This window comes from Pseudomonas putida, from assembly GCF_050989985.1.
Taxonomy (GTDB): Bacteria; Pseudomonadota; Gammaproteobacteria; order Pseudomonadales; family Pseudomonadaceae; genus Aquipseudomonas; species Aquipseudomonas putida_AI.
The window spans coordinates 3,205,695-3,228,271 of sequence record NZ_CP158815.1 but is presented as its reverse complement, the minus strand read 5'-3'; the positions used below and the strand labels follow the sequence as shown (position 1 = coordinate 3,228,271).

The 22,577-nt window shown below is 55.3% G+C and carries 22 protein-coding genes and 3 pseudogenes; 6 read left to right on the top strand and 19 right to left on the bottom strand.

What is annotated here, in order from left to right; genetic code table 11:
* The first annotated feature begins 62 nt into the window (after positions 1-62).
* A complete protein-coding gene (locus ABTV29_RS15015; RefSeq protein ID WP_433771490.1) occupies positions 63-1,004 on the top strand; it encodes a chromate resistance protein ChrB domain-containing protein in 942 nt (313 codons plus the stop codon).
* Entirely contained in the window at positions 997-2,361 is a 1,365-nt protein-coding gene (chrA, locus tag ABTV29_RS15010) for a chromate efflux transporter (RefSeq protein ID WP_433771488.1), read from the top strand. Before ABTV29_RS15015 ends, chrA begins: the two co-directional genes overlap by 8 nt.
* 101 nt (positions 2,362-2,462) lie before the next feature.
* Here chrA and ABTV29_RS15005 read toward each other — a convergent pair whose 3' ends face one another.
* From ABTV29_RS15005 to ABTV29_RS14995, 3 genes and pseudogenes are all read right to left on the bottom strand, one after another.
* The gene (locus ABTV29_RS15005; RefSeq protein ID WP_433771486.1) at positions 2,463-2,756 is read right to left on the bottom strand and encodes a metal-sensing transcriptional repressor; all 294 of its coding nucleotides are present in this window, start codon (positions 2,754-2,756) and stop codon (positions 2,463-2,465) included.
* Between the two features lie 80 nt (positions 2,757-2,836).
* Positions 2,837-3,187, bottom strand: a complete 351-nt coding sequence (locus tag ABTV29_RS15000) for a DUF3147 family protein (RefSeq protein WP_433771484.1) — start codon at positions 3,185-3,187, stop codon at positions 2,837-2,839.
* A gap of 294 nt (positions 3,188-3,481) precedes the next feature.
* Positions 3,482-3,629: pseudogene (locus tag ABTV29_RS14995) on the bottom strand (transposase domain-containing protein); the annotation flags it as partial.
* Between ABTV29_RS14995 and ABTV29_RS14990 the strand changes: the two are divergent.
* Positions 3,628-3,750 (top strand): annotated as a pseudogene (locus tag ABTV29_RS14990) (VOC family protein); the annotation flags it as partial. The pseudogenes ABTV29_RS14995 and ABTV29_RS14990 sit on opposite strands and share 2 nt — an antisense overlap.
* A gap of 145 nt (positions 3,751-3,895) precedes the next feature.
* The gene (locus tag ABTV29_RS14985) at positions 3,896-4,078 is read left to right on the top strand and encodes a hypothetical protein (protein ID WP_433771482.1); all 183 of its coding nucleotides are present in this window, start codon (positions 3,896-3,898) and stop codon (positions 4,076-4,078) included.
* A gap of 319 nt (positions 4,079-4,397) precedes the next feature.
* On the opposite strand, the gene ABTV29_RS14980 is transcribed toward ABTV29_RS14985, so the two are convergent.
* The 3 genes from ABTV29_RS14980 to ABTV29_RS14970 form a co-directional block, all read right to left on the bottom strand.
* Positions 4,398-4,583: a DUF3606 domain-containing protein gene (locus ABTV29_RS14980; protein ID WP_433771480.1), complete on the bottom strand. Its 186-nt coding sequence runs from the start codon at positions 4,581-4,583 to the stop codon at positions 4,398-4,400.
* 582 nt (positions 4,584-5,165) lie between these two features.
* Positions 5,166-6,668 (bottom strand): diguanylate cyclase, encoded by a 1,503-nt coding sequence (locus ABTV29_RS14975; protein WP_433771478.1) that lies wholly within the window; start codon positions 6,666-6,668, stop codon positions 5,166-5,168.
* A gap of 388 nt (positions 6,669-7,056) precedes the next feature.
* Positions 7,057-7,428, bottom strand: coding sequence for an NUDIX hydrolase (locus ABTV29_RS14970; RefSeq protein WP_433771476.1), 372 nt, complete (start codon positions 7,426-7,428; stop codon positions 7,057-7,059).
* Between the two features lie 704 nt (positions 7,429-8,132).
* Here ABTV29_RS14970 and ABTV29_RS14965 point away from each other — a divergent pair.
* Positions 8,133-8,351, top strand: coding sequence for a hypothetical protein (locus ABTV29_RS14965; RefSeq protein ID WP_433771474.1), 219 nt, complete (start codon positions 8,133-8,135; stop codon positions 8,349-8,351).
* A 40-nt stretch (positions 8,352-8,391) separates the two neighbouring features.
* On the opposite strand, the gene ABTV29_RS14960 is transcribed toward ABTV29_RS14965, so the two are convergent.
* The 3 genes from ABTV29_RS14960 to ABTV29_RS14950 all read right to left on the bottom strand — a co-directional run bounded on the left by ABTV29_RS14960 (position 8,392) and on the right by ABTV29_RS14950 (position 11,192).
* Positions 8,392-8,832 (bottom strand): hypothetical protein, encoded by a 441-nt coding sequence (locus ABTV29_RS14960; RefSeq protein WP_433771472.1) that lies wholly within the window; start codon positions 8,830-8,832, stop codon positions 8,392-8,394.
* A 721-nt stretch (positions 8,833-9,553) separates the two neighbouring features.
* Positions 9,554-10,330 (bottom strand): SDR family NAD(P)-dependent oxidoreductase, encoded by a 777-nt coding sequence (locus ABTV29_RS14955; protein WP_433771885.1) that lies wholly within the window; start codon positions 10,328-10,330, stop codon positions 9,554-9,556.
* A gap of 622 nt (positions 10,331-10,952) precedes the next feature.
* On the bottom strand, positions 10,953-11,192 hold the full coding sequence (locus ABTV29_RS14950; RefSeq protein WP_433771470.1) for a KUP/HAK/KT family potassium transporter: 240 nt from the start codon (positions 11,190-11,192) through the stop codon (positions 10,953-10,955).
* A 320-nt stretch (positions 11,193-11,512) separates the two neighbouring features.
* Here ABTV29_RS14950 and ABTV29_RS14945 point away from each other — a divergent pair, with 320 nt between their 5' ends.
* Positions 11,513-12,637: an ATP-binding protein gene (locus tag ABTV29_RS14945; protein WP_433771468.1), complete on the top strand. Its 1,125-nt coding sequence runs from the start codon at positions 11,513-11,515 to the stop codon at positions 12,635-12,637.
* A 219-nt stretch (positions 12,638-12,856) separates the two neighbouring features.
* Here the strand turns inward: ABTV29_RS14945 and ABTV29_RS14940 are convergent, their stop codons facing one another.
* The 10 genes and pseudogenes from ABTV29_RS14940 to ABTV29_RS14895 all read right to left on the bottom strand — a co-directional run bounded on the left by ABTV29_RS14940 (position 12,857) and on the right by ABTV29_RS14895 (position 22,500).
* Entirely contained in the window at positions 12,857-13,225 is a 369-nt protein-coding gene (locus ABTV29_RS14940; RefSeq protein WP_433771466.1) for a histone-like nucleoid-structuring protein, MvaT/MvaU family, read from the bottom strand.
* Between the two features lie 207 nt (positions 13,226-13,432).
* Positions 13,433-14,863, bottom strand: a complete 1,431-nt coding sequence (locus ABTV29_RS14935; RefSeq protein WP_433771465.1) for an aldehyde dehydrogenase family protein — start codon at positions 14,861-14,863, stop codon at positions 13,433-13,435.
* A 12-nt stretch (positions 14,864-14,875) separates the two neighbouring features.
* Entirely contained in the window at positions 14,876-15,916 is a 1,041-nt protein-coding gene (locus ABTV29_RS14930; protein ID WP_433771463.1) for a homoserine dehydrogenase, read from the bottom strand.
* A gap of 288 nt (positions 15,917-16,204) precedes the next feature.
* Positions 16,205-17,572 carry an ATP-binding protein gene (locus ABTV29_RS14925; protein ID WP_433771461.1) on the bottom strand — a complete coding sequence of 456 codons (1,368 nt, stop codon included), beginning with the start codon at positions 17,570-17,572 and terminating at the stop codon, positions 16,205-16,207.
* Entirely contained in the window at positions 17,569-18,231 is a 663-nt protein-coding gene (locus tag ABTV29_RS14920) for a response regulator (protein ID WP_433771459.1), read from the bottom strand. Before ABTV29_RS14920 ends, ABTV29_RS14925 begins: the two co-directional genes overlap by 4 nt.
* A gap of 11 nt (positions 18,232-18,242) precedes the next feature.
* On the bottom strand, positions 18,243-18,887 hold the full coding sequence (locus ABTV29_RS14915; RefSeq protein ID WP_433771457.1) for a tetratricopeptide repeat protein: 645 nt from the start codon (positions 18,885-18,887) through the stop codon (positions 18,243-18,245).
* On the bottom strand, positions 18,884-19,693 hold the full coding sequence (locus ABTV29_RS14910) for an SDR family oxidoreductase (protein ID WP_433771455.1): 810 nt from the start codon (positions 19,691-19,693) through the stop codon (positions 18,884-18,886). Before ABTV29_RS14910 ends, ABTV29_RS14915 begins: the two co-directional genes overlap by 4 nt.
* A complete protein-coding gene (locus tag ABTV29_RS14905; protein WP_433771883.1) occupies positions 19,680-20,390 on the bottom strand; it encodes a TenA family transcriptional regulator in 711 nt (236 codons plus the stop codon). Before ABTV29_RS14905 ends, ABTV29_RS14910 begins: the two co-directional genes overlap by 14 nt.
* Positions 20,364-21,833, bottom strand: a pseudogene (locus ABTV29_RS14900) (AMP-binding protein); the annotation flags it as partial. The pseudogene ABTV29_RS14900 and the gene ABTV29_RS14905, both read right to left, overlap by 27 nt.
* Positions 21,823-22,500, bottom strand: a complete 678-nt coding sequence (locus ABTV29_RS14895) for a thermostable hemolysin (RefSeq protein WP_433771454.1) — start codon at positions 22,498-22,500, stop codon at positions 21,823-21,825. The pseudogene ABTV29_RS14900 and the gene ABTV29_RS14895, both read right to left, overlap by 11 nt.
* Positions 22,501-22,577 lie beyond the last annotated feature (77 nt).

Genomic DNA, 22,577 nt, shown 5'->3' with positions numbered 1-22,577 from the left:
TTACAGCCCGTCCGGATATTTATTATAGTAGAGATAGCAACAAAATACGTTGAGACCTCTACATGAATACATGGCTGCTTCTGGTGCTCGGCCTCCCAACCGCCAACGCGACCGAGCGTATGCGCGCCTGGAGAGCGCTCAAGTCTTGCGGGGCGGCAGTGCTACGCGACGGCATCTATCTGTTGCCCGAGCATGTCGCTGGCCGGGAAGCCCTCGAAATGATCGAACGAGAGGTGCTCGCCATCAATGGCACGGCCTACCTGTTTTCGATCAGCGAGCCCGGCGAGCGATTCATTCCGCTATTCGACCGGAGCGAGGAATACGGCAAACTACGGGACGATATCGCCAGTTGCCTTGGCGAACTGACTGGCGAGAACGCCCTGCAAACCGCACGTCAAGCCCGCAAGCTGCGCAAGGCGTTCGCCCAGCTGAGCGCCATCGACTTTTTCCCAAACGAGCAGAAACAGCAGGCCGACTCAGCGCTGCAGACGTTGGAAACGGCCATCAGCAGCGCGCTCTCATCGGACGAACCCGGCAGCAATGCAGAGCCCATCGCGATGCTTGCCTCGGGGGATTTCCAGGGGCGCGTCTGGGCTACACGCAAACGTCCGTGGGTCGATCGTCTTGCCAGCGCCTGGTTGATCCACCGCTTCATCGACCCGGCGGCGCACATCCTCTGGCTGGACTCCGTACATGACTGCCCAACCGATGCACTGGGGTTCGACTTCGACGGGGCCACCTTCAGCCACGCCGGAAAGCGCGTCACCTTCGAAACCCTGCTGGCCAGTTTCCAGCTCGAAAGCCCTGCCCTGAATCGCATCGCCGCCGTCGTGCACTACCTAGACGTCGGTGGCAGCCAGCCCACTGAGGCATCGGGTATCGAACGCGTCCTGGCCGGGCTGCGAGAAAGCATCACGGATGACGACCAGCTTCTTCAGGCAGCCAGCAGCATCTTCAATGGCCTGCTGATCGCCTTCGCAAACGACGAGAAAAACCATGACTGAATCCACTATGCGTGCCACCGGGAAGGTTACCTCCGCTAGAGCTCCCATCGGCCTGTTCGAGGCGTTCCTGTTCTGGCTGAAGCTGGGCTTCATCAGTTTCGGTGGCCCGGCGGGGCAGATTTCGATCATGCATCAGGAATTGGTCGAACGCCGTCGGTGGATCAGCGAGCGGCGGTTCCTCCATGCCCTGAACTATTGCATGTTGCTACCGGGGCCGGAAGCTCAGCAGTTGGCCACCTATATAGGCTGGCTGATGCATCGTACCTGGGGCGGCGTGATCGCCGGCGCCCTGTTCGTGCTGCCGTCGCTCTTCATCCTGATCGGCCTGTCGTGGATCTACGTCGCCTTTGGCGAAGTGCCGGTAGTGGCTGGCATCTTCTACGGCATCAAGCCTGCGGTGACGGCCATCGTCATCCATGCGGCCCACCGGATCGGCTCACGGGCCCTGAAGAATGCCTGGCTATGGGCCATGGCTGCGGCCTCCTTCGTTGCCATCTTCGCGCTCAACGTGCCCTTCCCGATCATCGTGCTGGTGGCTGCGATCGTGGGCTATATCGGCGGACGGCTACTGCCGAGTAAGTTTGTCATTGGCGGTGGACATGGGGCAGCGAAGGCCAGCTATGGCCCGGCGCTGATCGATGACGACACCCCGACTCCCGAGCATGCGCGCTTTCGCTGGGGGCATCTGCTGCGCCTGGCCGTGATCGGGGCCGCCCTCTGGCTGCTGCCAATGGGGCTGCTGACAGCCTCGTTCGGTTGGCACGGAACACTGACGCAGATGGGCTGGTTCTTCACCAAGGCTGCCTTGCTCACCTTTGGCGGTGCCTATGCGGTGCTGCCCTACGTCTATCAAGGGGCGGTCGGCCACTACGGCTGGCTGTCCGCCTCTCAGATGATTGATGGCCTCGCTCTGGGCGAAACCACACCGGGGCCGTTGATCATGGTGGTGGCGTTCGTGGGTTTCGTCGGTGGCTACGTCCAGCCGATGTTTGGCGCCGAGCACCCCTTCCTCGCCGGGGCGATAGCTGCGACCTTGGTCACCTGGTTCACCTTCCTACCGTCCTTCCTGTTCATCCTCGCCGGTGGCCCGCTGGTGGAGTCGACGCACAACGAATTGAAATTCACCGCGCCACTGACCGGCATCACCGCTGCCGTTGTGGGAGTGATCCTGAACCTTGCCCTGTTCTTCGGCTATCACATGCTCTGGCCCAACGGCTTCAGTGGCGCCTTCGATTGGCCGTCGGCGCTGATCGCCATCGCGGCGGCGGTGGCCCTGTTCCGCTTCAAGCGCGGCGTAATCCAGGTTCTGCTGGCCTGCGCCCTAGCAGGCCTCGCGGTACATTTGCTGCGCGGTTGACAGCAAGAGCCGGCCTGTCCGACTGGTCGGCTCACCCATGATCTATCGCTTCGTGCGGGAGGCGTGCAATGAAATGGGCTGATTACTCACTATTCAGCGGCTCAGAGGTATTTGGTGATCTGCTTGAACTCATCCAGCGGCGCTGGCTCGCCGCTAGCAAGCGCTCCAAGGGTGTTTTCGAGGCAATGGTCGATGTGATCCTGGATCAGCGTGCGCTTGGCATGGCAGACGGCCTTCTCCACCGCATGGAGCTGCTGAGCGATATCCACGCAGGCGCGCCCATCCTCGATCATCGTGATGATGCTGCGCAAGTGACCCTCGGCGCGCTTCAACCGCTTGATAATGGCGCTGTGCGATAGGTGCGTGTGCTCATGCGGGGTGGCGAGCTTGGTCATGTTTTAATCCCAAATAGTTAGACAAGAGGCAACAATCCCCTCGGGGGATACCCCCCATGCGATCACGAGTCGCGCTTTACTCAAAGCAGCTCAATACCGAATCGCCGCACGAACAGGGCGAACAGCCCGAAACTCAACATCGTTATGACGATGCTGCCGATCAAAGTCGGCCAGAACCCCAGCCGGGGAAGTAGCAGAGGAAACGCCAGGAACATGGGAAGTGTCGGCACAACGTACCAGAAGGTGTACCAGGCATGGTTCGCAATCTTTTCCTGGCTCTGATGTTCGACGTAGAGCCAGATCAGAGTCAGCACAGTGACAAGCGGAAGAGCTGCCACTAGACCGCCCAACTTGTCGCTACGTTTCACCAGCTCGGACACCAGAACCACGACTCCAGCGGTAACGAAGTACTTAGTGATGACCCAAGCCATGTCAGCTCCCGATCGAAACTTGAGGCGGTTAATTCGCTTTGAAGATTTCGAAAATCATATCCCCCCAGGGAGGATATAATCAAGCAACAATAGCTGACCTATCAGGCAATGCCAGCATGCGCGTTTTCTTGTGTACCCGTTGCACAATCTGCCCCGACAATTCACCTAAGCCTTCAGTGTTGGGAGCCACCACGTCGGCGTAGGCGGCTTAAGAGCCTTCATAGATATTGTTCGCGAAACCGTTTCAGGTTGATCAAGCGTAATCGTCCGGCGAGCACGCCTAAGTAGTTTAACGGACGCCCATTTTTGTGGTAGCAACTCCGCAATCTCATTCGCCCGCTGAGTCGGCAGGCGTGTCAGCACCTCTTTCAGGTAAGCATACGGATCGTGCCCATTCATGCGTGCATGATTGGATCAAGCTCATGATCGCCGCTGCCCGTTTGATGGCCGCCGGTGTTCAGCCAGAAGACGAAAATGGAAAGCCATTAGCTCGTGCGAACCTGCAATCTCCGTCGGGGGCACGCATCATTTGGTTGCCCAGACGCTTCGGGCGCTTCTCTATTATCGAGCTGTGGCCGCACTGGTGGGGGGCGTTTAATCACGTGCGCGGGGAAGACGATTGTTATTTTCGACGCATCAGCAGAGTCTTTCTGCTGAACTGTTCAGCAGATAGCAAAGTCGGGCGAAAAAATCATGTTGAGCGCAGCCATGAGAACAACTGAAGTGTCTGTCATCAAGGCAGCGAGAGAGTGGGCGGCGAAGAATGGCCAGGACGAAGCTCAAACGGTCATTGAGGCGGCGGAAGCCATCGGTAAAATTAGGTTTAAGTTTACTGGTGACCAGTATCAGAAGGCACTGACAAGCCTTTATCAGCGCTACACCGGATCATAAGCCTGTATGTAACGTGTTGCCTATAATAAGCGCTGAGGTGACCAGACATGCCTTGTCCGCTTTTTACCTCCTATTTTGCAGTGCGCTTAGCTAAGTACCAGCTACGAGATTCCTTAGATCCTAGACTTGTTAGGTACGCAGATGTAGGCGGCACGATACATTTTCCTTATCAGCGCACTTTGACTGAAAACTTCTGCCGGATAGGAATTACTACGACGCCATCATAACCGCGAGCGTTTTCTTGATGAATTCTTCGTCTTTGTCGATGGCTCCCAGGGCGCCGCACACGTTTCCAACGACGTTGACTGACCCGCCCGCTTCAGACATGTAGTATTTTCTTGAGCTGCTTCTGGACTGCGGTTAGCGAATCACCTACCTCCCTGACAGCAGATATGATCTCACCCTTGGACACTCCAAATTTATCTGCCCAGTACGTAAGCTCGGAGATGTCGTTGATGTTGATTCTGATCTCGTCGGTGCCGCAAATAAATTTTCGCGGTTTCATAGGAGTCTCCGTGTCTACTGAGTATGTCCAAACAGAATAATCGGATCAGGTGGGTCGTGTAATTTTTTGTGAAAAAAACGTCAACGATTCGTTGGCGTTGGTATCCATCAAAACCCCGGCTCCATTGGTGAAACCTTGACAGGCGAACAATGTTCCTCCGAAGCGAATTGACCGTTTCCGGTCGTTCTCCGGTGGTCGTCACTACCGCTTATGCTGGTCAAGTCGAATGCAAACGATTGGACAGCACGAACGCAATTGACTGATCAGTGGCAGTGCACATGGGTGTTCAAGTCCATCCAATTGCGCAAGTGGCTTTACTTCGAGCGTCTCCCAAAGCGCTGCGGCTAAGGGGAACGGTGGCGTAATACCAATAAAGGCATGCAATCAGATTTTAAAATTGATTTGCAAGGTGAGATCATCGGACGCTTACCCATCTTGAGAAGTAAACGCTGAATAAACTCAAAATGGGTGGTGTTCGGCAACGTGGCTTGCTGACAAGTGGACTTGCGCAAGGGCGGAAAGTCAACGTAAAGCGCGCTTAGACTTTGGCGATTTCGAACTCTCAATTAGTCAGTTACAGCACTAGGAATAGCAGACAGCTTGGCCCCGGCCAGCTTCCTTAGCACGATACAGTGCTTGATCAGCTGATTTGATAAGCCATTGAGTTTGTTCCAATTCTGAACCCGAAGCTGTGGCAATGCCGATACTTACACTGAGAAGCCCAAACGGGCTGGATTTGTGAGGAATACTCCTTTGCTTTACCCGGTCGAGGATGGTTTGCGCTACTACAGCGGCACCTTCACTGTTCGTATTGGGCATGATGATGCCCATCTCTTCTCCACCGTATCTTGCTACCAAATCGGATGGTCGCCGAACGCAATCCACCAGAATTTTGCCTACCTCCTGAAGACATGTATCTCCGGCGACATGCCCAAGCGAGTCATTGAACAATTTGAAATAGTCTATATCGATCAATAGCAAGGCTAGCGGACCCCCTTCCCGCTTCGCTCGCCGCGCTTCGATGGCAAGTGTCTGATCAAAGCAACGGCGGTTCGCCAAGCCGGTCAACGCATCCCTCATCGCCAACAACTCCAATTGCTCGTTAGAACAAAGCAGTTGCTGCTGCGCGACGCGCAACTCCTCCTCAACTTTGATTCGTCGGCGAATATGCCGCAAGAGCGATAAACCAATGATTCCAGTGATTACGATCAAACTGCTCACGACCCCTATCGACAGCAACGCTTCTATCCGCCATGTATCCAGGGCTTCGCGCTTGCCCAGCGCAACGGTAGTCACCAACGGTAACTTGTCACTCTTCCTGAAAGCGTAGAGGCGCTCCACTCCATCCAAGCTCGAAGTAAACGAGGCGGTACCGACTGATTTGTCGACGAGGTACTGAGCGAAAATCACTGACTTCGAAAAGTTACGGCCCATGTCCTGTTCACGAAATGGGTAACGAACCAGCAACGTACCGTCGGTATTAGTCAACCCAATGGCCCCGTCCTGTCCGACGTCAATCTGTCCAAACAATCGCAGGAAGTTTTCAACCCCCAGGGTTACCGCTACCACCCCGGCAAAATCTCCCCGAGCATCGTCGAAACGCCGACTGACTGTGATAACCCACTCCTGGTTAGCCCGGCTACGAATCGGTGGCCCGATGAAGGGTTCCCGGGAAGCGTTATCACGGTGATGTATGAAATAGGCCCGATCACTACTGTTGGCTCCAACCGGTATAGGCCGGTTGGAAGACATCAGCCAGCGGCCTTGTTTGTCATAGATGGTTATGCCACTCAATTGTGGCATAAGAGGTTGCTGTCGACTGACTAGCGCACTCAGCCGCAAAATCTGCTCGGGTTCATTTCCCTCTTTTTCCAGTCGCTCGACGAGCCCTAGCAAGAGCAGTGAGCTTTGCGTGACGATGCCCTCGGAATAGGTAACAAGCGCCTGGGTTAGGTTCAATCCATGGATGTTCACCTCCTCTAGCGCCCGATCGCGCGAAGCCATAACCTTCCAGATAGTCAGGGACGCTAAGGAACAGCAGATGACCAATAGCAAAAGTACAACGAGGTGGATGTCACGCTTCAAGTCAGCACCTTAATGCAAAATCCGGTTTCCCCGTTTTCGCTATTACTGAAATTATTGAGATCGTTGCCAGCGTATGTCCCTGGCCGATTAGAGGATACAAGTAGTCCACTTGAAAACGCAGCCACTAATGCGCCATCCAGAGCCTTTTACTCTCAGATTCCCTACTCGACGGCTTGCCAAATTTAAATGCCAGGAAATGGTATGCCAGCCTATATGACGATCGACCTAAATAACTGAAGCAAACTGTCGAGTCGCGGGCCTGGAATGGCAAGGTACCTATCACCGAGGGAGCGGCGATGCCAAGAACGTTGCATCCTTCATCAAGGAGATGCTCGGCTGACTATATGAGCCGTGCCCATTGGCCCGAGGTAGCGACCTCAAAGGAAGTTCAGTGAATCGATTGGAAGTCAGCGAACGTTTTCACGATTACCTTCGTAACAGGACTCGACTCAATATCACGAAATCGTTTCCAGTGACTCCACTTGCACGCGGCAATCTCATTTTGCGGAGACGGCTTCTCACCAGGCTGGAGTGCGGTCATGAACACGAAGTGGGTGGTGTCGTCCCTCTCAAAACGTGCGAGATAGATTAAGTCTTCAGCAACCAGTCCTGTTTCCTCTTCAAGCTCGCGCACTGCGGCCTCAGCAGGTGTTTCGCCTAACTCTATCTTGCCGCCAGGTAGTGCCCATTTGGATTTCGGCTTGCGCACATAGAGGACATGATCATTCTTGCGGCATATCACTGTGGCTCTGGCCTTCATACTCACCTCCATTACCTTGCACTTAAGTCTTGGTAGGCTCGATGGAACTGCCTATCTATAGGACTGCGCCGTCATCAAATCGTCACAATTGGAAAAGGCATTTTTGATGCCAAAACTTGACGGCTAGCCTGTAAGCTGAAGAGTAACTCCTGCTGTCGTAGGTGTGTGTCGAGCAAGCGATGAGGCAGAAAGGTGTGTTCGCCGAACACTTACATTTGAGCCCCCCCCTCCCACCTCCCGCAAAGACTCTATCCTCACGCAGAGAATCACTGTGCCCTGTCATAAATTATCTCAGTTCAGTCCTGCATAATTCTTGAAATCATGGAGTCATAGCGGTACTCCTAAAGCACCAGTTTCAGCAGGAACGTACCATGCATTCAAGATTCAGGGTCATCGAAACAACCAGAACGGATGACGGCATCAAGCAGTATCGAGTTGTGGATCTCGTCGAGGGAGGCTCTGCTAGCAAACACGGTGTGTTCAACTCCAAGATCGAGGCGGAGGCTGTTTGTTCGCTCCTGAATGCCGAGCATCCTCGTCAGAGTGGCGTAGGGCATACGTCCCTGAGTCTTTGAACCACTCGTATCGGCACGCCGATTACGGATGACTATTCCGAATTGGTGAATACCTACAGTGCAGCCATAGGCTACCCAGTCTTTAACACCTCCTCCTACTACGCTTCTCCTTTCCACGGAGGAATCGCGATGGCCAACGAAGACCTGCTCCCTTCCCTGCTGTTCAAGATCAATCAGAACCAGCTTGCCCTTGAGGCTGCCATCTTAGAGCTGACGCTTTGGGTCGAGCAGCATGGATCAGGTGAGGTTGCCGAGAACGTACGAGGGGCTCTGCCCTCCATCGACCGCAACGAGGAATTTATCAAAATGACGCTAGCGGTGCTTATGACGCCTGAGCGCCCCGAGTAAGAGGTCAACGCCAGTGCTGCAATAAAGCAGTCGGCTGGTGCTAGGGGCGGGCCCGCAAGCGGCGAGTGCGGAATGCCCCCCACCCGCTGCCGAACGCAGCTTTGAGGAACGCCCAGAATCCACTTTCGTTGGGACGAGGTTCGCCACCTTTGGCAATGCGTTTGAGTTGTCCGGTGTACCAGAGGATTTCCATAATCCCCATGCGATCCACTGCCTTGATGCCGGTATTGATTGGTCGCACCTGTTGATTGCTGTCGCTCCCCTTCAGCAATGCCGCTGGGGCATCCGGATCAATAGCCAACAATCGTGCCAGACCGACCACATCTAGCGATCCGGAGCGCAGTGCCTCGTTCATCCCTGCCGCAGTGCGAAAACCGCCTGTGACCATCAAGGGTACTTGCACGTTAGCTCGAACTTTCGCTGCGAACTCCAAGAAGTACGCTTCGCGTGCTACGGTAAAGCCTTTTTTCGGCTCATGCATCGCACCACTCATGGCTGGAGCCTCATAGGTGCCGCCGGATATCTCGATTAGATCATACCAGCGTCGATCAGCGCGCGAATTGTTTCCATCGATTCCTCTTCAGTGAAGCCACCGCGCTGGAAGTCAGCGGAGTTGAGTTTAATCCCCACCGGGAAGTCCGCTCCGACTTGACGTCGAATTTCGGCGTAGACAGCCAGCACAAAACGGCGACGCTTCTCCGGTGATGTGTGATGCCTTAATGCTTCAAACAAACGTCGTGGCGGGTGTGAAGATCGATGGATTTAGGATGGTTGCTCCAGTAGTGCCTGGAGACATTCTCAAGCTCTCAGCTCAAGTCGTTCGATCACTCATCCACGCGGGAAACAATGAGCGAAGTTGGGTTGTGTTTAAAGTCGACGTCGCTACGACGGGGGGAAAAGCCGTCCTTGTTTATGAGGTGGCGGTATTGATACTGCGCAGGGGCGGTCAGGGTGGGTCTGTACCTGGAAGCGTTGGCCAGCATTGATACTCGTGTGCCCCTCTTTTGGCCAGAAGCGCACGGATGGTAGCGCCAGCGAGGCGTTACTCAAGAGACCCAGGAGTTGCTTGATCTCTGCGCCGAGAAGAACAACCGCCGCTCTCGAATGAGATACAAGGAGGCCCTCGAAGGGCCCTTTTGTACTCAAATCAAAATCACTTGGCCAGCCAGGAGTCAACGGTCGCAGAAGGGATTAAAAAAGTCTTAATAAGCTTTGTTCTCAACCAAGCAATTGCCTCCATCCACCACGAGCAACTCACCTGTGATGTAACTCGCTTCAGGTGAAGCCAAGAATACAACGGCAGCGGCCACTTCCTCTGGCCGACCCGCTCTCCCAAGAGGTGTAGAGCGTGCTGCTTTGACTTCATCAGGAGTGCTCGACCCTGTAGCTATCCAACCAGGGGCAACTGAATTCACCGTTATACCTAGATGAGCAACCTCAAGAGCAAGACTCATGTTCATCCCTACCATTCCGGCCTTTGCTGCACTATAAGCAGCCTCTCCTGGATTACTGGCTCGTGTACCTGTGGTTGAGCTGATGTTCACTATGCGGCCATATCCTCTAGCCCGCATCCCAGGCAACACCCCTTGAGTTAACAGGAACGCAGTTGTCAGATTTCGAGCGATGGAAAGATTCCAGGTTTCGAGGCTCGTATCCGTGAACTCGACGAACAGTTCTGGACTCCCTTGCATCGCCATACCGGCATTATTTACAAGAATATCGATGCGGCCCCAGACGGCCTCAGCCCAAGCGACGAACTCACTAACCTTAGTTTCCTCAGTTAAGTCTACCGATCGACCCTCTGCTTCGAAGCCGGCGGCGCGTAACTCCGCAACCCGCTCATTGATGCGTGCGCTGCTTGCCGTGACGATCAGCTTGGCCCCTTGGGCCCCAAGACGATGGGCAATAGCCATACCGATTCCAAGCTCACTGCCCGCTCCACTCACAAGCGCCACCTGATCTGCCCAGCTTGAATTCATCATCCTTGCCTCTGTTGAAGGTTTGCGAAGCTCACGAATGGAGGTGTAGCAGATAATCGAATGCTCAAAACCCTTCTGCGTTGCACCAGAAGCAAATCTGGGCCGTCTGCAACCCTCTGACAGGGAGCTATTGGACAAAAAATATTAGACATTTGAACTGCTGGACGTCCCCTTTGTCATCCCGAAAGGGCATCAAGAAATCAGCAACCTCACCCGAGAGAATTCATCCAATGACACCGACAGAGAAACTCCTGGAATGGCATTCAAATTGGGCGATAAATCAGGGAGTTATCAGATGCAAGACTTGCAACGCAGAGCAGGCTGAATTGAACAGAGACCAGACATTCCCGCATGACACAGGATGCGTGAAGGCCTCTTTAGGCATCCTTCCGTGGCAGGCCTTAGACGATGTCGAAAAAGCATTCGCAAGCGGCCAGAAGCACGACTAGCTGAGCGGGCCCTGAGCTTGAGCAGTTTTAGCGCCTGCCGACCCGATGTCATTGGGTGATCACACAAGAGGAGTCTGGGTGTAAGAATCCATTTCCTCCATTCAAAAGCAACTCACTGAACGGACGTACCTATTGGATTTCCATAGTCAGGATGGCTTCTTTATTGCGCATACTCACGAGCCAAATTTTCGTTTTGCTCGCATCGAAACCGCCCCCCCCCGAAGGGGTCTTGCATGCCACGTCCCCACGTGAACTCCTAGCCTAATCACCCTGTTCAGTGGCACCTTGAAATACTTGAGGTCGCTGTGCGCGTTCTGCACCAGAAATGCGAAGAGACTCTCACGCCCGCGCGTAATCAAAATGCCCCCGGTAGGTGTAACCGTCTCCCGACTGAAGAAACAGCTCGTCTGCATAGGACTGAAATACAGATGATTTTAGTGACTAAGGCTTGACGCCATTGGGACGTCAGCCTGAGCCTGCGTCAAGACACGGAAATGGCGACTAACGTGGAAAAAACTCTTCGCCATTAACTTCAACGTCAAACCGTCGGCCAGCACTCAGGCAGGCCGATGGCACTCGAAATGGGCTAGAAGATTGTTTCTCTGCGTTCGTAGCGAATAGACTCGGTGTCAGCTATCAATGCCAGGTGACCGAATCGGTGCTCTAATTTAGCTAACGCTGCAAAGTTCGCGCTTTCGACCTCGAATACGACTTCATAATCAGGATTCACGTCATGCGCTTGTCTGATTTCATCATCAAGGAACTTGAGCCGATACTGCAAGCTTGGGAAGACTTCGCAAGAACTATTGAAGTGCCCGGTGAGGATTTAGACTCCAAGGGCCTACGGGATCATGCAGAGCAGATGCTGCGAGCAATTGCGCTAGATCTTTGCACATACCAGTCCGCGCAAGAACAGATCGCCAAGGCCCAAGGTAACGCACCTATCGACGAGTTGGAAACCGCTGCTGAAACCCATGCCGTCACACGTTTAATGGCGGGTTTCACGCTGGATCAAATGGTATCCGAATATCGCGCTCTGAGAACAAGCGTACTCAGTCAATGGCTGGGCCAGATGAAGGCAGGTACAGTTCTAGAGGTAGACGATATGATCCGCTTCAACGAGGCAATCGACCAAGCGCTCGCCGAATCCATTGCTAGCTACTCTCGCGCGGTAGAGGCTTCACGCAACGTTTTTTTAGGCATCCTCGGCCATGATTTACGCACGCCACTCGGAGCCATTTTGTTGGGCGCCGATGTATTACGACAATCGGGTGATCTGGGGACTCGCGCCAGAAAAATCGCATTGGGGATTTACACCAGCGTAAGACGGGCTAGTCAGATAGTTGGCGACTTGCTAGATCTGACTCGCTGCCAAATGGGCCCGGGAATTCCCGTCAAAAAGGAAGATATCGACCTCACACCACTGTGCACACGTATCGTTGAAGAGATCCGCACTTTTCATCCACAGGCAGATATCGTACTCAAAAAAGTGGGATCGGCTCGCGGTCAATTTGATGGAGCCCGCATGGAGCAAGTATTTTCAAACCTGCTCAGCAATGCAGTGCAGCATGGTGATCTACTTTTCCCGATTAACGTTTCACTCGACGTATCTGATAACAACGTTGTCTTCTCAGTCCACAACCTCGGCGAGCCTATACCAGGAGATACCCTGCCCTTCATCTTTAATCCTATGGGGCGCTTCTCCCAGCACGCTTCACTTGACCTTGGCCCTAGCACTGGCTTGGGTTTGGGTCTGTACATCGCCTCCCAAATCGTGGCTGCGCATATGGGTACTATTGATGTGATTTCCGACAAAGTGTCTGGAACCACTTTTCTAGTGAAAGTACCTGCATGCTGATGTGAAAAACAGCAATCGGACTACCCATTATTCAAAAGACGCAAAACACATCAAGCACTACCCTAATAGATCTAATTACCCCAGAACTCACGACACCGCATCGCGAGGCACCTACTCAACATCAGCAACATCAGCTGAATTTTGATTGCTGTTCGTGAGCGACAATCTAGCCCTCAAGAAAGGGCCCTTGAAGGGCCCTTTCTTGTATTCAAACCAAGATTACTTGGACAGCCACGACTCGACCGTGTCAGAGCCGTATTCGGCCTTCCACTCTTTCAGCGTCCGGTGATTGCCACCTTTGGTTTCGACGACTTCGCCGGTGTGCGGGTTTTTATAGACCTTCACCTGGCGAGGCTTGCGAGTGCCGGAAGTAGATTCGGCAACAGGAGCACGCCGGCGGCCAGCTTGTGGATCGAGCAAGTTGATCACGTTCGGCAGGCTGTAACCGTATTCGGCGAGCAAAGCACGCAGCTTCGTTTCAAATTCGATTTCTTTCTTGAGACCTGCATCGCCTTTCAGGGCTTCGAGAGCTTGGAGCTGCTCAGCCAGGTGTTTTTCGAGTTGGCGGAATTCTGCGAGTTTGGACATGATTAACCTCGTAAATGACTACATGAAAATGTGAGATAGGGTGAACCAAAGAAGTTGTCCGTTCACCGCTTTACAGTTGAGGTCAGGATATCTCACAAAGCATCGGCGTGCACTTCTGTGTAGGCACGTTCGATCCACTTCCATTTTTAACACAAGGGACATCGGGCGTCGGATAAAAGCGTCCACCCGATGTAAACCGAAAGCAATTTACTTCATAGTTTTATCCAGCTCGTTGATGCAGACGACTTTAGGCTGCGTCATGTCCTCATACGCAAATCGAACCCCTTCACGCCCCAAACTTCCGTACTTAAATCCACCGAAAGGCATGGCGTCGAAACGATAATCGGAAGAATCATTGATCATCACGCCACCCGCTTCAATCTGACGCGCTAGTTTCAAAGCTGTGGAAATATCTCGTGTGAAAAGACCTGCATGCAAGCTGTACTCTGTTACGTTGGCCAGAGCAATAGCGTCTTCCAGCTGGTCAAAAGGCTCTAGGATAACCACGGGTGCGAAGACTTCTTGCTGCCAAATCGTACTGCTATGCCTCACATGCTCGAGTACGGTAGGCGCATAGCTTCCTAGCTGGCGATGGTGCCCACACAGAAGAACGGCCCCCTCGGCCAGTGCTTCGTTTACCAATTGTTCGGTACGACGGGCCGCCTGCTCCGTAATCATCGGGCCGACATCTGTTGCTCGCTGGTCAGAATCCCTCACTACTAAGGCGCGCGTTTGGCTGACAAAACGCTCACGGAAGTCCTCATAAATTGAACTATGTATAAGGATGCGTTGAGTGCCGATACAGTTCTGGCCTGCTGCCCAAAAGGCACCAGACACACAGGACTCAACAATCGGTTTCATATCACAATCTTCAAGCACGAGAACCGGGGCATTTCCTCCCAGATCCATTGCTAGCTTCTTCAACCCAGCACTGCGAGCGATAGCCTCTCCCGTGGCAAAACCACCCGTAAAGGAAATCATCCGAACTTCGCGAACCTCCACTAATGCTTTACCCAAGTCGACGCCACCAGTTGCCGGGGTAATCACAGAAGGTGGAAGCCCCGCTTTCACCAAGCACTCAACGAGCTTGAGAGCAGACAACGGCGCGAGTTCCGAAGGTTTCAAAATCACAGCATTGCCACCAGCGATTGCCGCGCCGAGTTTATGGGCGACCAGATTCAGCGGATCGTTATAGGGCGTGATGGCGACGATAAGTCCTAAGGGTTCCCGCGTGAACCAACCTTGGCGCGACTCCGATCCTTCATAAGCCCCAAATGGGATAACTTCACCGGCGTTACGACGCGCCTCTTCCGCCGATAGTTTCAACGTGTTCACACAACGCCTCACTTCCTTCTCTGCTTGTCGAAGCGTTTTTCCCGCCTCTGCAACTATCAGCTTGGCAAATGCGTCAGACTCAATCTCCACATACCGGGCGGCGTCCTCAAGAATGCGCGCACGCATGTGACGAGGCATTGCCGCGCTCTCGCGCACGCCGATTCGCGCGCGTTCCAGCAAGCCAGGAACTGCGGCAGCATCGAGGCAAGGGACACTCCCTACCAAGCGACCATCGAATGGACTGAACACATCAATCTGTTTGGCCTCTACAAGCTGGATACTGGCCATGCTGGATACGCTCATGACTATCTCCTGTTATTTGCCGTGGGCGGTGTGGATGGCGACGATGTCAGACAGCAATGCGAAGGCTGTCTCGATACGACCTGCCCCAGGCCCGGACACCGTGACGGCGCCCAACAGTTGGGTATTGTGTGACGCGGCATTCGTGGCGCCGGCAATACCTGCTAGAGGATGCGAATTCGGCAGCAGCCGGGCCTCGACACTCGCTCGAACCGAGCCATCGGCTTCACGATTGGCTGAGCCAATCAGTTTCCAGCTCGAGCTATTGGCACTTGCCTGAGCAATATCTTCCGCGCTGATATTGCTGATTCCCGAACACGCTACATCACCGACATTCAGTCGTGCATTCAGAAGTTCGTTGGCCAGGATGACCACCTTGAGGCGTACGTTGAACCCCTCCACATCGGCGGTTGGATCTGCCTCCGCGTATACGAGCTGTTGTGCCTGTACGACGGCATCGTTGAACGTTAGACCGTCTTTCATCTGAGTGAGCACGTAGTTGGAAGTGCCGTTCAGGATGCCTTCGAAGCCTTGCACGTTGGCACCCGCCAAGGCCTGCTTGGCCAGACGAATCACAGGGGTGCCACTCATCACCGCCCCCTCGTATTCGAAAGCGACCTGGTTACGACGGGCCAATCCCTCGAGCTCGGCATCGTGCAGCGCAATAGGCCCCTTATTGGTGGTCACTACATGAATGCCACTTTCCAAGGCCCAGCGGCAAAAGGTAGTTGCTGGCTCGCCATCCACCGGATTGGTGAAAGTGGCCTCAGCGATGATGTCTGCACCAGAATGCTTGATTACGGTTTCGTTGAATGCCTCAGCATTGCCTCCGGGCAGTTGAGCGAGTGCGCCTTTCTCAATCGGCAGCGCAACCAACTGTTTTGCATCCAGACCGTCTTTAGCAACGATGGAGCCAAGGAACAGATCGGTGACACCGACAATTTTAATAGTGAAGCCCAGTGATTTTTTCCACTCGGCATTACGATCGGCGACCAATTGGACGAAGCCACGGTTCACCCCACCAAACCCTACCAAGGCAATTTTGTACTCAGTCATTAGCGCTGCTCCTGTTGATGTTGTTCGATAGGAACATGCTAAGAGCCGGGCTTTGGCAGTTGAATATGGCAGAGTGCTGTATTAACTGGGCGTTTTGCCCAAGCACGATGTGGTCTGCGAAATTGCACTCACATGGTCACCCGCTTGCATTCGACCTGACCATCGATCGCATGGGATCTGACCAGCACGCATCGCAACCATGATCGGTAAAGAATTCCGGATTGCCGCCAGTAGCGGTGACAGGCAGAGAGCGGCCAAAAGAGGTCACGCGTCTTGTAAATGACAACATCAAAAGCGGCGGATTTCTAACATAGCGCGCAAGCCTCCTTGTGTGCGATTCTCCAGGCTGACCCGCCCACCAAGCCGAACCGCGATAGTCTGAACGATGGTCAGCCCCAATCCCGCTCCCTGTTCATTTCCGCGACTGTAGAATCGCTCGAACAGCCGATCATGATCCTCGTCCTTGATCCCTGGCCCTTCGTCCTCGACGGACAGTTCATAGCCATGTTCTGTTTTAACTAGCTTTACGGTGATCAGCCCATGCGCGGGCGAGAAATTCGCCGCATTGCTCACCAGATTGTTCAGTGCAATATCGATGGCGGCCGGATCGACCCTCACTTGGCTGATGTCATCACTTACATCGAGCACCAGTTCCAGACCCTTGCCCAACAACCAGGGAGTCAGCTGAATCAGACTGTCGCGAACCGTGGCCGCCAGGTCAATGTATTCAGGCGGTTGAATGCTTGCCTGAGGTTCAATGCGCGCCATCGTGAGCAATTGGTTAACCAGTCGGCTGGTGCGGTCCACGCCCGCAATCAAGTGTCCAAGCGATGCCCGGCGCTCCTCCTCGCTCCCAGCCTCCATCAGGTTTTGCGCATGCACCCTGAGCACAGCCAGTGGTGTACGCATTTCATGGGCGGCGTCGGCGACGAAACGTCGTTCACGCCCCAACACTTCCTGAATCTGCGCGAGCATCCGGTTGAGCGCCGCTTGCATTGGCTCCAACTCACTGGGCAGCGGCGACAGATGCAAGGGCTCCAGTGAGCCGCTGTGGCGTGCGCGCAGGGTCGCCGCCATGTTCGCCAGCGGCCTGAGCCCCCAACCGATGGCCAACCAAACCATCACCGCAAGTATCAGACTGCCCAACACATTGGGCCACAGGGTATGGCGCACTATCCTGTCTACCAGTTCAGCCCGTACATCTTCCCGTTCGCCGACCCAAATGCGTAGGTCATTCTGTTTGTCTTCGAGCAGAAACGCGCGCCAGTGACGATTGTTCAGGTCCACTACATCGCTGAAGCCGGCTTGAGACGGAGCTGTTGTGAAAGAGGGAGCGCTGACTGTGTGCACCAGCACTTGGCCCTGGCGATTCCAAACTTGAAAGGCAATTTTGTGTTCATATGGATGACCGACAACTCCGGGCTCCGCTTCGCCCAATGCCTTGTTGAACGCTTGATACAGGTCGGCGTGTTCCTTGCTGGCCAACGGCATACGCAACACGCCTTGCAACAACCGCGCGTTTTGTGCCAGTTGGGCGTCATAGACTTCGGCGATTTCATGATTACTGTCGTGTAAATTGAATGCACTGATCACGGCAATACCAGCAAGCATCAGGCCGATGATTAGCGTGAGGGTACGACGGCGGATCGACGTCACTGACTCTCCTCCACCAGATAACCAACGCCGCGAATGGTGCGGATCAGATCGCTTGAAAATTTCTTACGCAGGTGATGGATATGCACTTCCAGGGTGTTGCTTTCAGCCTCCTCGCTCCAGCCGTAGAGTAACTGCATCAAATGATCGCGGGTCATGACTCGGCCCGGCGGTGAGAGCAGTTCGTGGAGTAGCTGATATTCCTTGGGGGTCAGTAATACTGGTGTGCCCTTGTAGCTGACTTGCTGGGTACCGGGATTGAGGCAGATGCCTGCATGTTCGATGAGTACTTGAGCGCGACCGGCACTGCGCCGCAACAAGGCCCGCAAACGGGCTTTCAATTCGGCCAGGTCAAAGGGCTTGATCAAGTAATCGTCAGCCCCGGCGTCGAGGCCGGCGATGCGATCTTCGGTGGCATCCCGAGCCGTGAGAATCAACACCGGCAAGTTTGAGCCGCTGTCACGCAGGCGCCGCAGTACTTCCAGCCCATCCATGCGCGGCAGGCCGAGGTCGAGCACCGCCAGGTCGAAGGACTCGCTGAGCAACGCATGCAGGGCGCGGCTGCCATCCTGCAACCAGTCAACTGTATAGCCCTCGCGTGCCAAGGCCTGTTGAATACCTTCGCCGAGGGGCACGTCATCCTCAATCAGTAATAAGCGCACACAGACTCCTGTCAGCTGAGTTTCTTATTCACGTCCACCAGCAGCGTTTCGATCTCTTTGCGGCGTCCGGCGTCAGCGGTTTCCCGGCCAGGACGAGGGGCTGCCAGCAGCGCCTTTTGCAGCGCTGCCTTGGCCTCAGCGTAGCGCTTTTGACGGTAGAGGTGATCACCCCAGAAGTACAGGCTGTCGATGCCGTTGGGGTTCAACTGCAAGGCAAGCTTGAGCAGTTGCTCGGCCTTGTCCGAGTCACCGAAACCGATGGGCCAGCCCGGTACGCGGTCATAAAGAGCACCGAGGCTGGTGTAGGCCGAGCCTTGCAAGGCCTTGGGGTCCAGAGCCAAGGCTTTTTCCAGGTCATCCTTCGCCGCTTTGACCTTGCTCAAAGCCCCGAGCCCGCCTTGGGCGCCGGCCCAACTGCTGGTGACGATGCCGGACCAGATCCAGGCCTCAGCAACCGATTGGCGTTCCTGGGTAAACGCTGTCGTCTGGGTGGCGAGCTTTTCGAAGGCGGCGGTGCGTTGCCCCTCGGGCACTTCGTACTGAATATGCGCCCAGCTCTGCTGGATGCCAGTGAGTCGCTGTTGGTCGGCAGCGTCCAGGGCCCAGACACTCTGGCTTAAGGCTCCCAGAAATAAGTACGCAGCAAATTTCTTCATGGCTTGAGATCCTCGTCGTTTGGCTTTTGGCTCAGACGGCGGATCAGTGGCAGTTGCTTGCGCAAACCACGGTCCACCAGGTTGGGCAGCAGGCTGTTGAGGCGAACGAAAAAGCGTTCCGGCCACCCCAGGTACAAGTCGCGGCGGTCGCCGGCAATAGCGTGGATCACTGCCGAGGCGACAGTCTGCGGGTCATCGACGCTGGATTTAAGTGCATCATTCAAGGCCTGCGCCGCCAGGCTGTTCATACTCGTGCGAGTGGCGCGCGGTGCGACGTACAACACACTGACCCGGGTGTCCGCCAGTTCCCGGCGCAAAGCCTCGGAAAACCCGCGCAAGGCGAATTTGCTGGCACAATAACTGGCGTAACCGGCATAGCCAATCGAGCCGTAGGTCGAGCCGACGTTCACGACCATGGCGCTTTCGGCCTGTTTGAGCAGAGGCAGCAAGGTTTTGGTCAGACAGATCGGCGCGCTGATGTTCACCGCCAACATCGCATTGATCTCGCTGTCATCCAGCTGTTCAAGCATGGCGAAGTGGTTAACCCCGGCGGCGTTGATCAACAGGTTGATCCCGCCAAAGGCTTCAGTGGCGGCCAGCACTTTTCGGCGATCAGCTTGGAGTCTCAGGTCGGCACCGACCCAGAACAGCGTTTCCCGATAGCGTTCCAGCAAGGGTTCCAGCGCCTCCCGATGCCGGGCCACGGCCAACACCTTGGCGCCACTGGAGCAAAGGGCGTTGGTGATCGCGAGGCCGATGCCGCCGCTGGCACCGGTCAGTACCACGCGAGCCTCAGACAGGCGCATGTGGGCTCTCCTCATCACGTGGCAGACCAAGGAACATGTCGGCATAGAGCCGGTACACCACTTTGGAGGCGTGAATGACCGCAGCCTGATCACCAGGGTCGTCCAGTTTGTTCATCAGTTGGCGGTAAGTCTGCATATGCTCGATGTCCAGCGAGCCGTGGGAACTGAGGTAGCTGAAGGCGTTTTCCGGCAGGGCCAGGCGGTCGCGAATGCTATCGGCAGCGTGAGTGGCCAGAGCGATACTGGTGCCTTCCAGTACATTGACCATGCCGAACAATCCCACCGGGTTGCCCCGGGCAATCAGGTCGTAGAGAAAACTCACCATCAGCTCGATGGCCAACGAAGGTTGACCGTCGCGTACGGCTTCCTTGACGCCACCACAGGCCTGAATATCATTGAGTACCCATTGTTCGTGGCCGTATTCATCCTCGATGTACTCGCACACCGCCTCACGCAGCCACTCCAGGCGCGACGGCAAACGTGCACCGCAAGCCATCATCAACGGCACGGTGTGGCGTACGTGGTAATACGCCTGCGTCAGGAACGCCCGGTAGCTTTCCAGGCTGACCTTACCTTCGAGGGCATCCACGATGATCGGAAGATTGAAAAGCGTGTTGCGCTCCTGGTGGGTGGCTGCTTGCAGCGTGTCGAAAAAGCTCATGATGCGGGTACTCTCGGTAAAAGCGGGTTGAGTCAGCTGCGCCCGGTAACGCTCGACGATGGCATCGCGGCGCGGCCGACCATTGGCCGTCAGCAGGCCATTTGTAGCAGTGAAGGGTTGTTCCAGGCGGGTCCACTGATGGACTCGGGCATAGTCGGGCAAAGCCTCGTTGGCCTCGTCCACAGCGGCGGCCAACTGCTCGTCCGAGCAGTCCGCACGGTGTGGCCAGAACAATGCATGGTTGCCCGGCATGGCTTCGCCGTAGACAAAGGCTTGGGCGATGTGACGGCGTTGGGTCAGTTCGGCCTCTACCCACTCGGGGTTGACGTTGCGACCGAAACTGGTGACGAACTGATGTTTTTTACGGCCGTTGAGGTAGAGAAATCCCTCCTCGTCGAACTCGCCGAGATCGCCGCTGGGCCACCACTCACCAGCGTGAGGTGCCTCCCCCAGGTAACCCAGCAGGGTCGAGCCCTTGATCAGGACTTCGCCGTCATCGGCCAGGCGAATCTGCACATGGGGCAAGGGTCGACCGACGCTGCCAGGACGGCTGGCCTGTGGCGTATTGAGGCACACCACTGACGCACACTCGGACAATCCGTAACCTTCGAAAACCGGCACGCCCAAGGTTTGCGCACGATACAGTAATTCTTCGCTGACTCGGGCGCCCCCCACGGCGGCAAAGCGCAGGGGCCGTGGATCGAAGGCTTTCTGCTCGGCGGCGCTGACCAGCATCAGCAGCAACTGCGGCACCAGGATCAAACTTTGCGGGGATCGACTGGCCAGGCATACCAGTAGTTGCGGCACATCCACACCACTGGCGCCCTGGATTCCCAGGGTTTTCTGGCTGGGCAGGCTTAAGGTCGCGCCGGCATACAACGCGGCATAACAACCGATGTTCTCCAGCAAAATGGCGAGCGGTAGCAGCGCCAGATGATGCTGCGGATTGGCGCTTCGACTGGCCTGATCCAGTTCGCGGGCGGTCCCCAGTATGCTGTCGGCGCTCAAACACACGCCTTTAGGTGCTCCGGTGGTGCCGGAGGTGAAGGTCAGTTTGGCGGTCCCTTCGGGTATCCGATTCGAACCACTGAAGGTGCGGCGCCAAAATTCACCTTTCTTTTCATAACCGACCGCTTGCAGTTCGGCTGCCAATTGCGGCTCGGCGATCACTCTCTCAACCTGGCTCTGTTCCAGGCAGTGACTGCGTTGCGTCGGGCTGAAGAACGGTGGCAAAACCACACAAGTCAAGCCCTCAAACAGGGCTGCCAAGTCCCAAAGCATCGCTTCGACGCCATTATCCAACGCCAGGGCGACCACCTTGATATGTTCGTCGCGCAGTCGTTGCTGGCGGTAAATCACTTCCCTGTACAGCGTGGCGTAGTCCAGTTTCAGCTGATCATCCCACAACGCAGTGGTATTGGTTTTAAGCTCAGCATGGTTACGCAGGATTTGTTTAAAACGCGTCGTTTCATGCGACATGGCAGCAACCCTCGATGGCCGACGGCAAACCCAAGCGACTGAAAAGACCGATATTGCGTAAGTGAGTGAAACCGGAACGGATGTTGCCAACATGCACCCAGGGCTTGCTTTCGTAATAGCTGCCCCAAGCGTGGCGGTCCTCACCCAAGCGCGCAGGGTCTGCTGCACACAGTGTCACCGGCTTCAAACCCAAGCGATGGAAGCTGTTCACCAGACCAATATTGCCGGTGAACGCCACCCACTCCAGGCCGCCCATGGCTAACACGTAGGTCATGGCGATGATGCTCATTCGTGCGCTGCCTGTGTCGGCTGCCGCCAGATTGCCAACTTCGACGATGACGGATCGGTCTACGGTCCGCTCTGCTGCGGCACTGATCAGCGAATCAATCGGTTCATCCAGGTAGCCCTCCAAAAACAGCGGTTCCGGGTTTGCCAGACGCACACCGACCACAGCACACAACGCACCGGACACATCGCTCATGCCAAACAGTTCCGGCATGAAATGACGGATGTCGGCGCCGTGAGCCTTGCGAAAACGTTGCTGAATGAAGCCTTCGAAGACGGACCGCTGCGCGTCGCCCGGCAATGCTCTGACTAGATTCATCTGTGGTGTTTCGGCCTGGCCGAAATGCAGCGGCAACTGAACATTCCAGTTGAATTCGGACATTGAAAAACACCTCCCCGGATCAATTGGGGTGAATTATTAAAGGCATTTCTTAACGAAGTCTGAAGGTGACAAAAGAA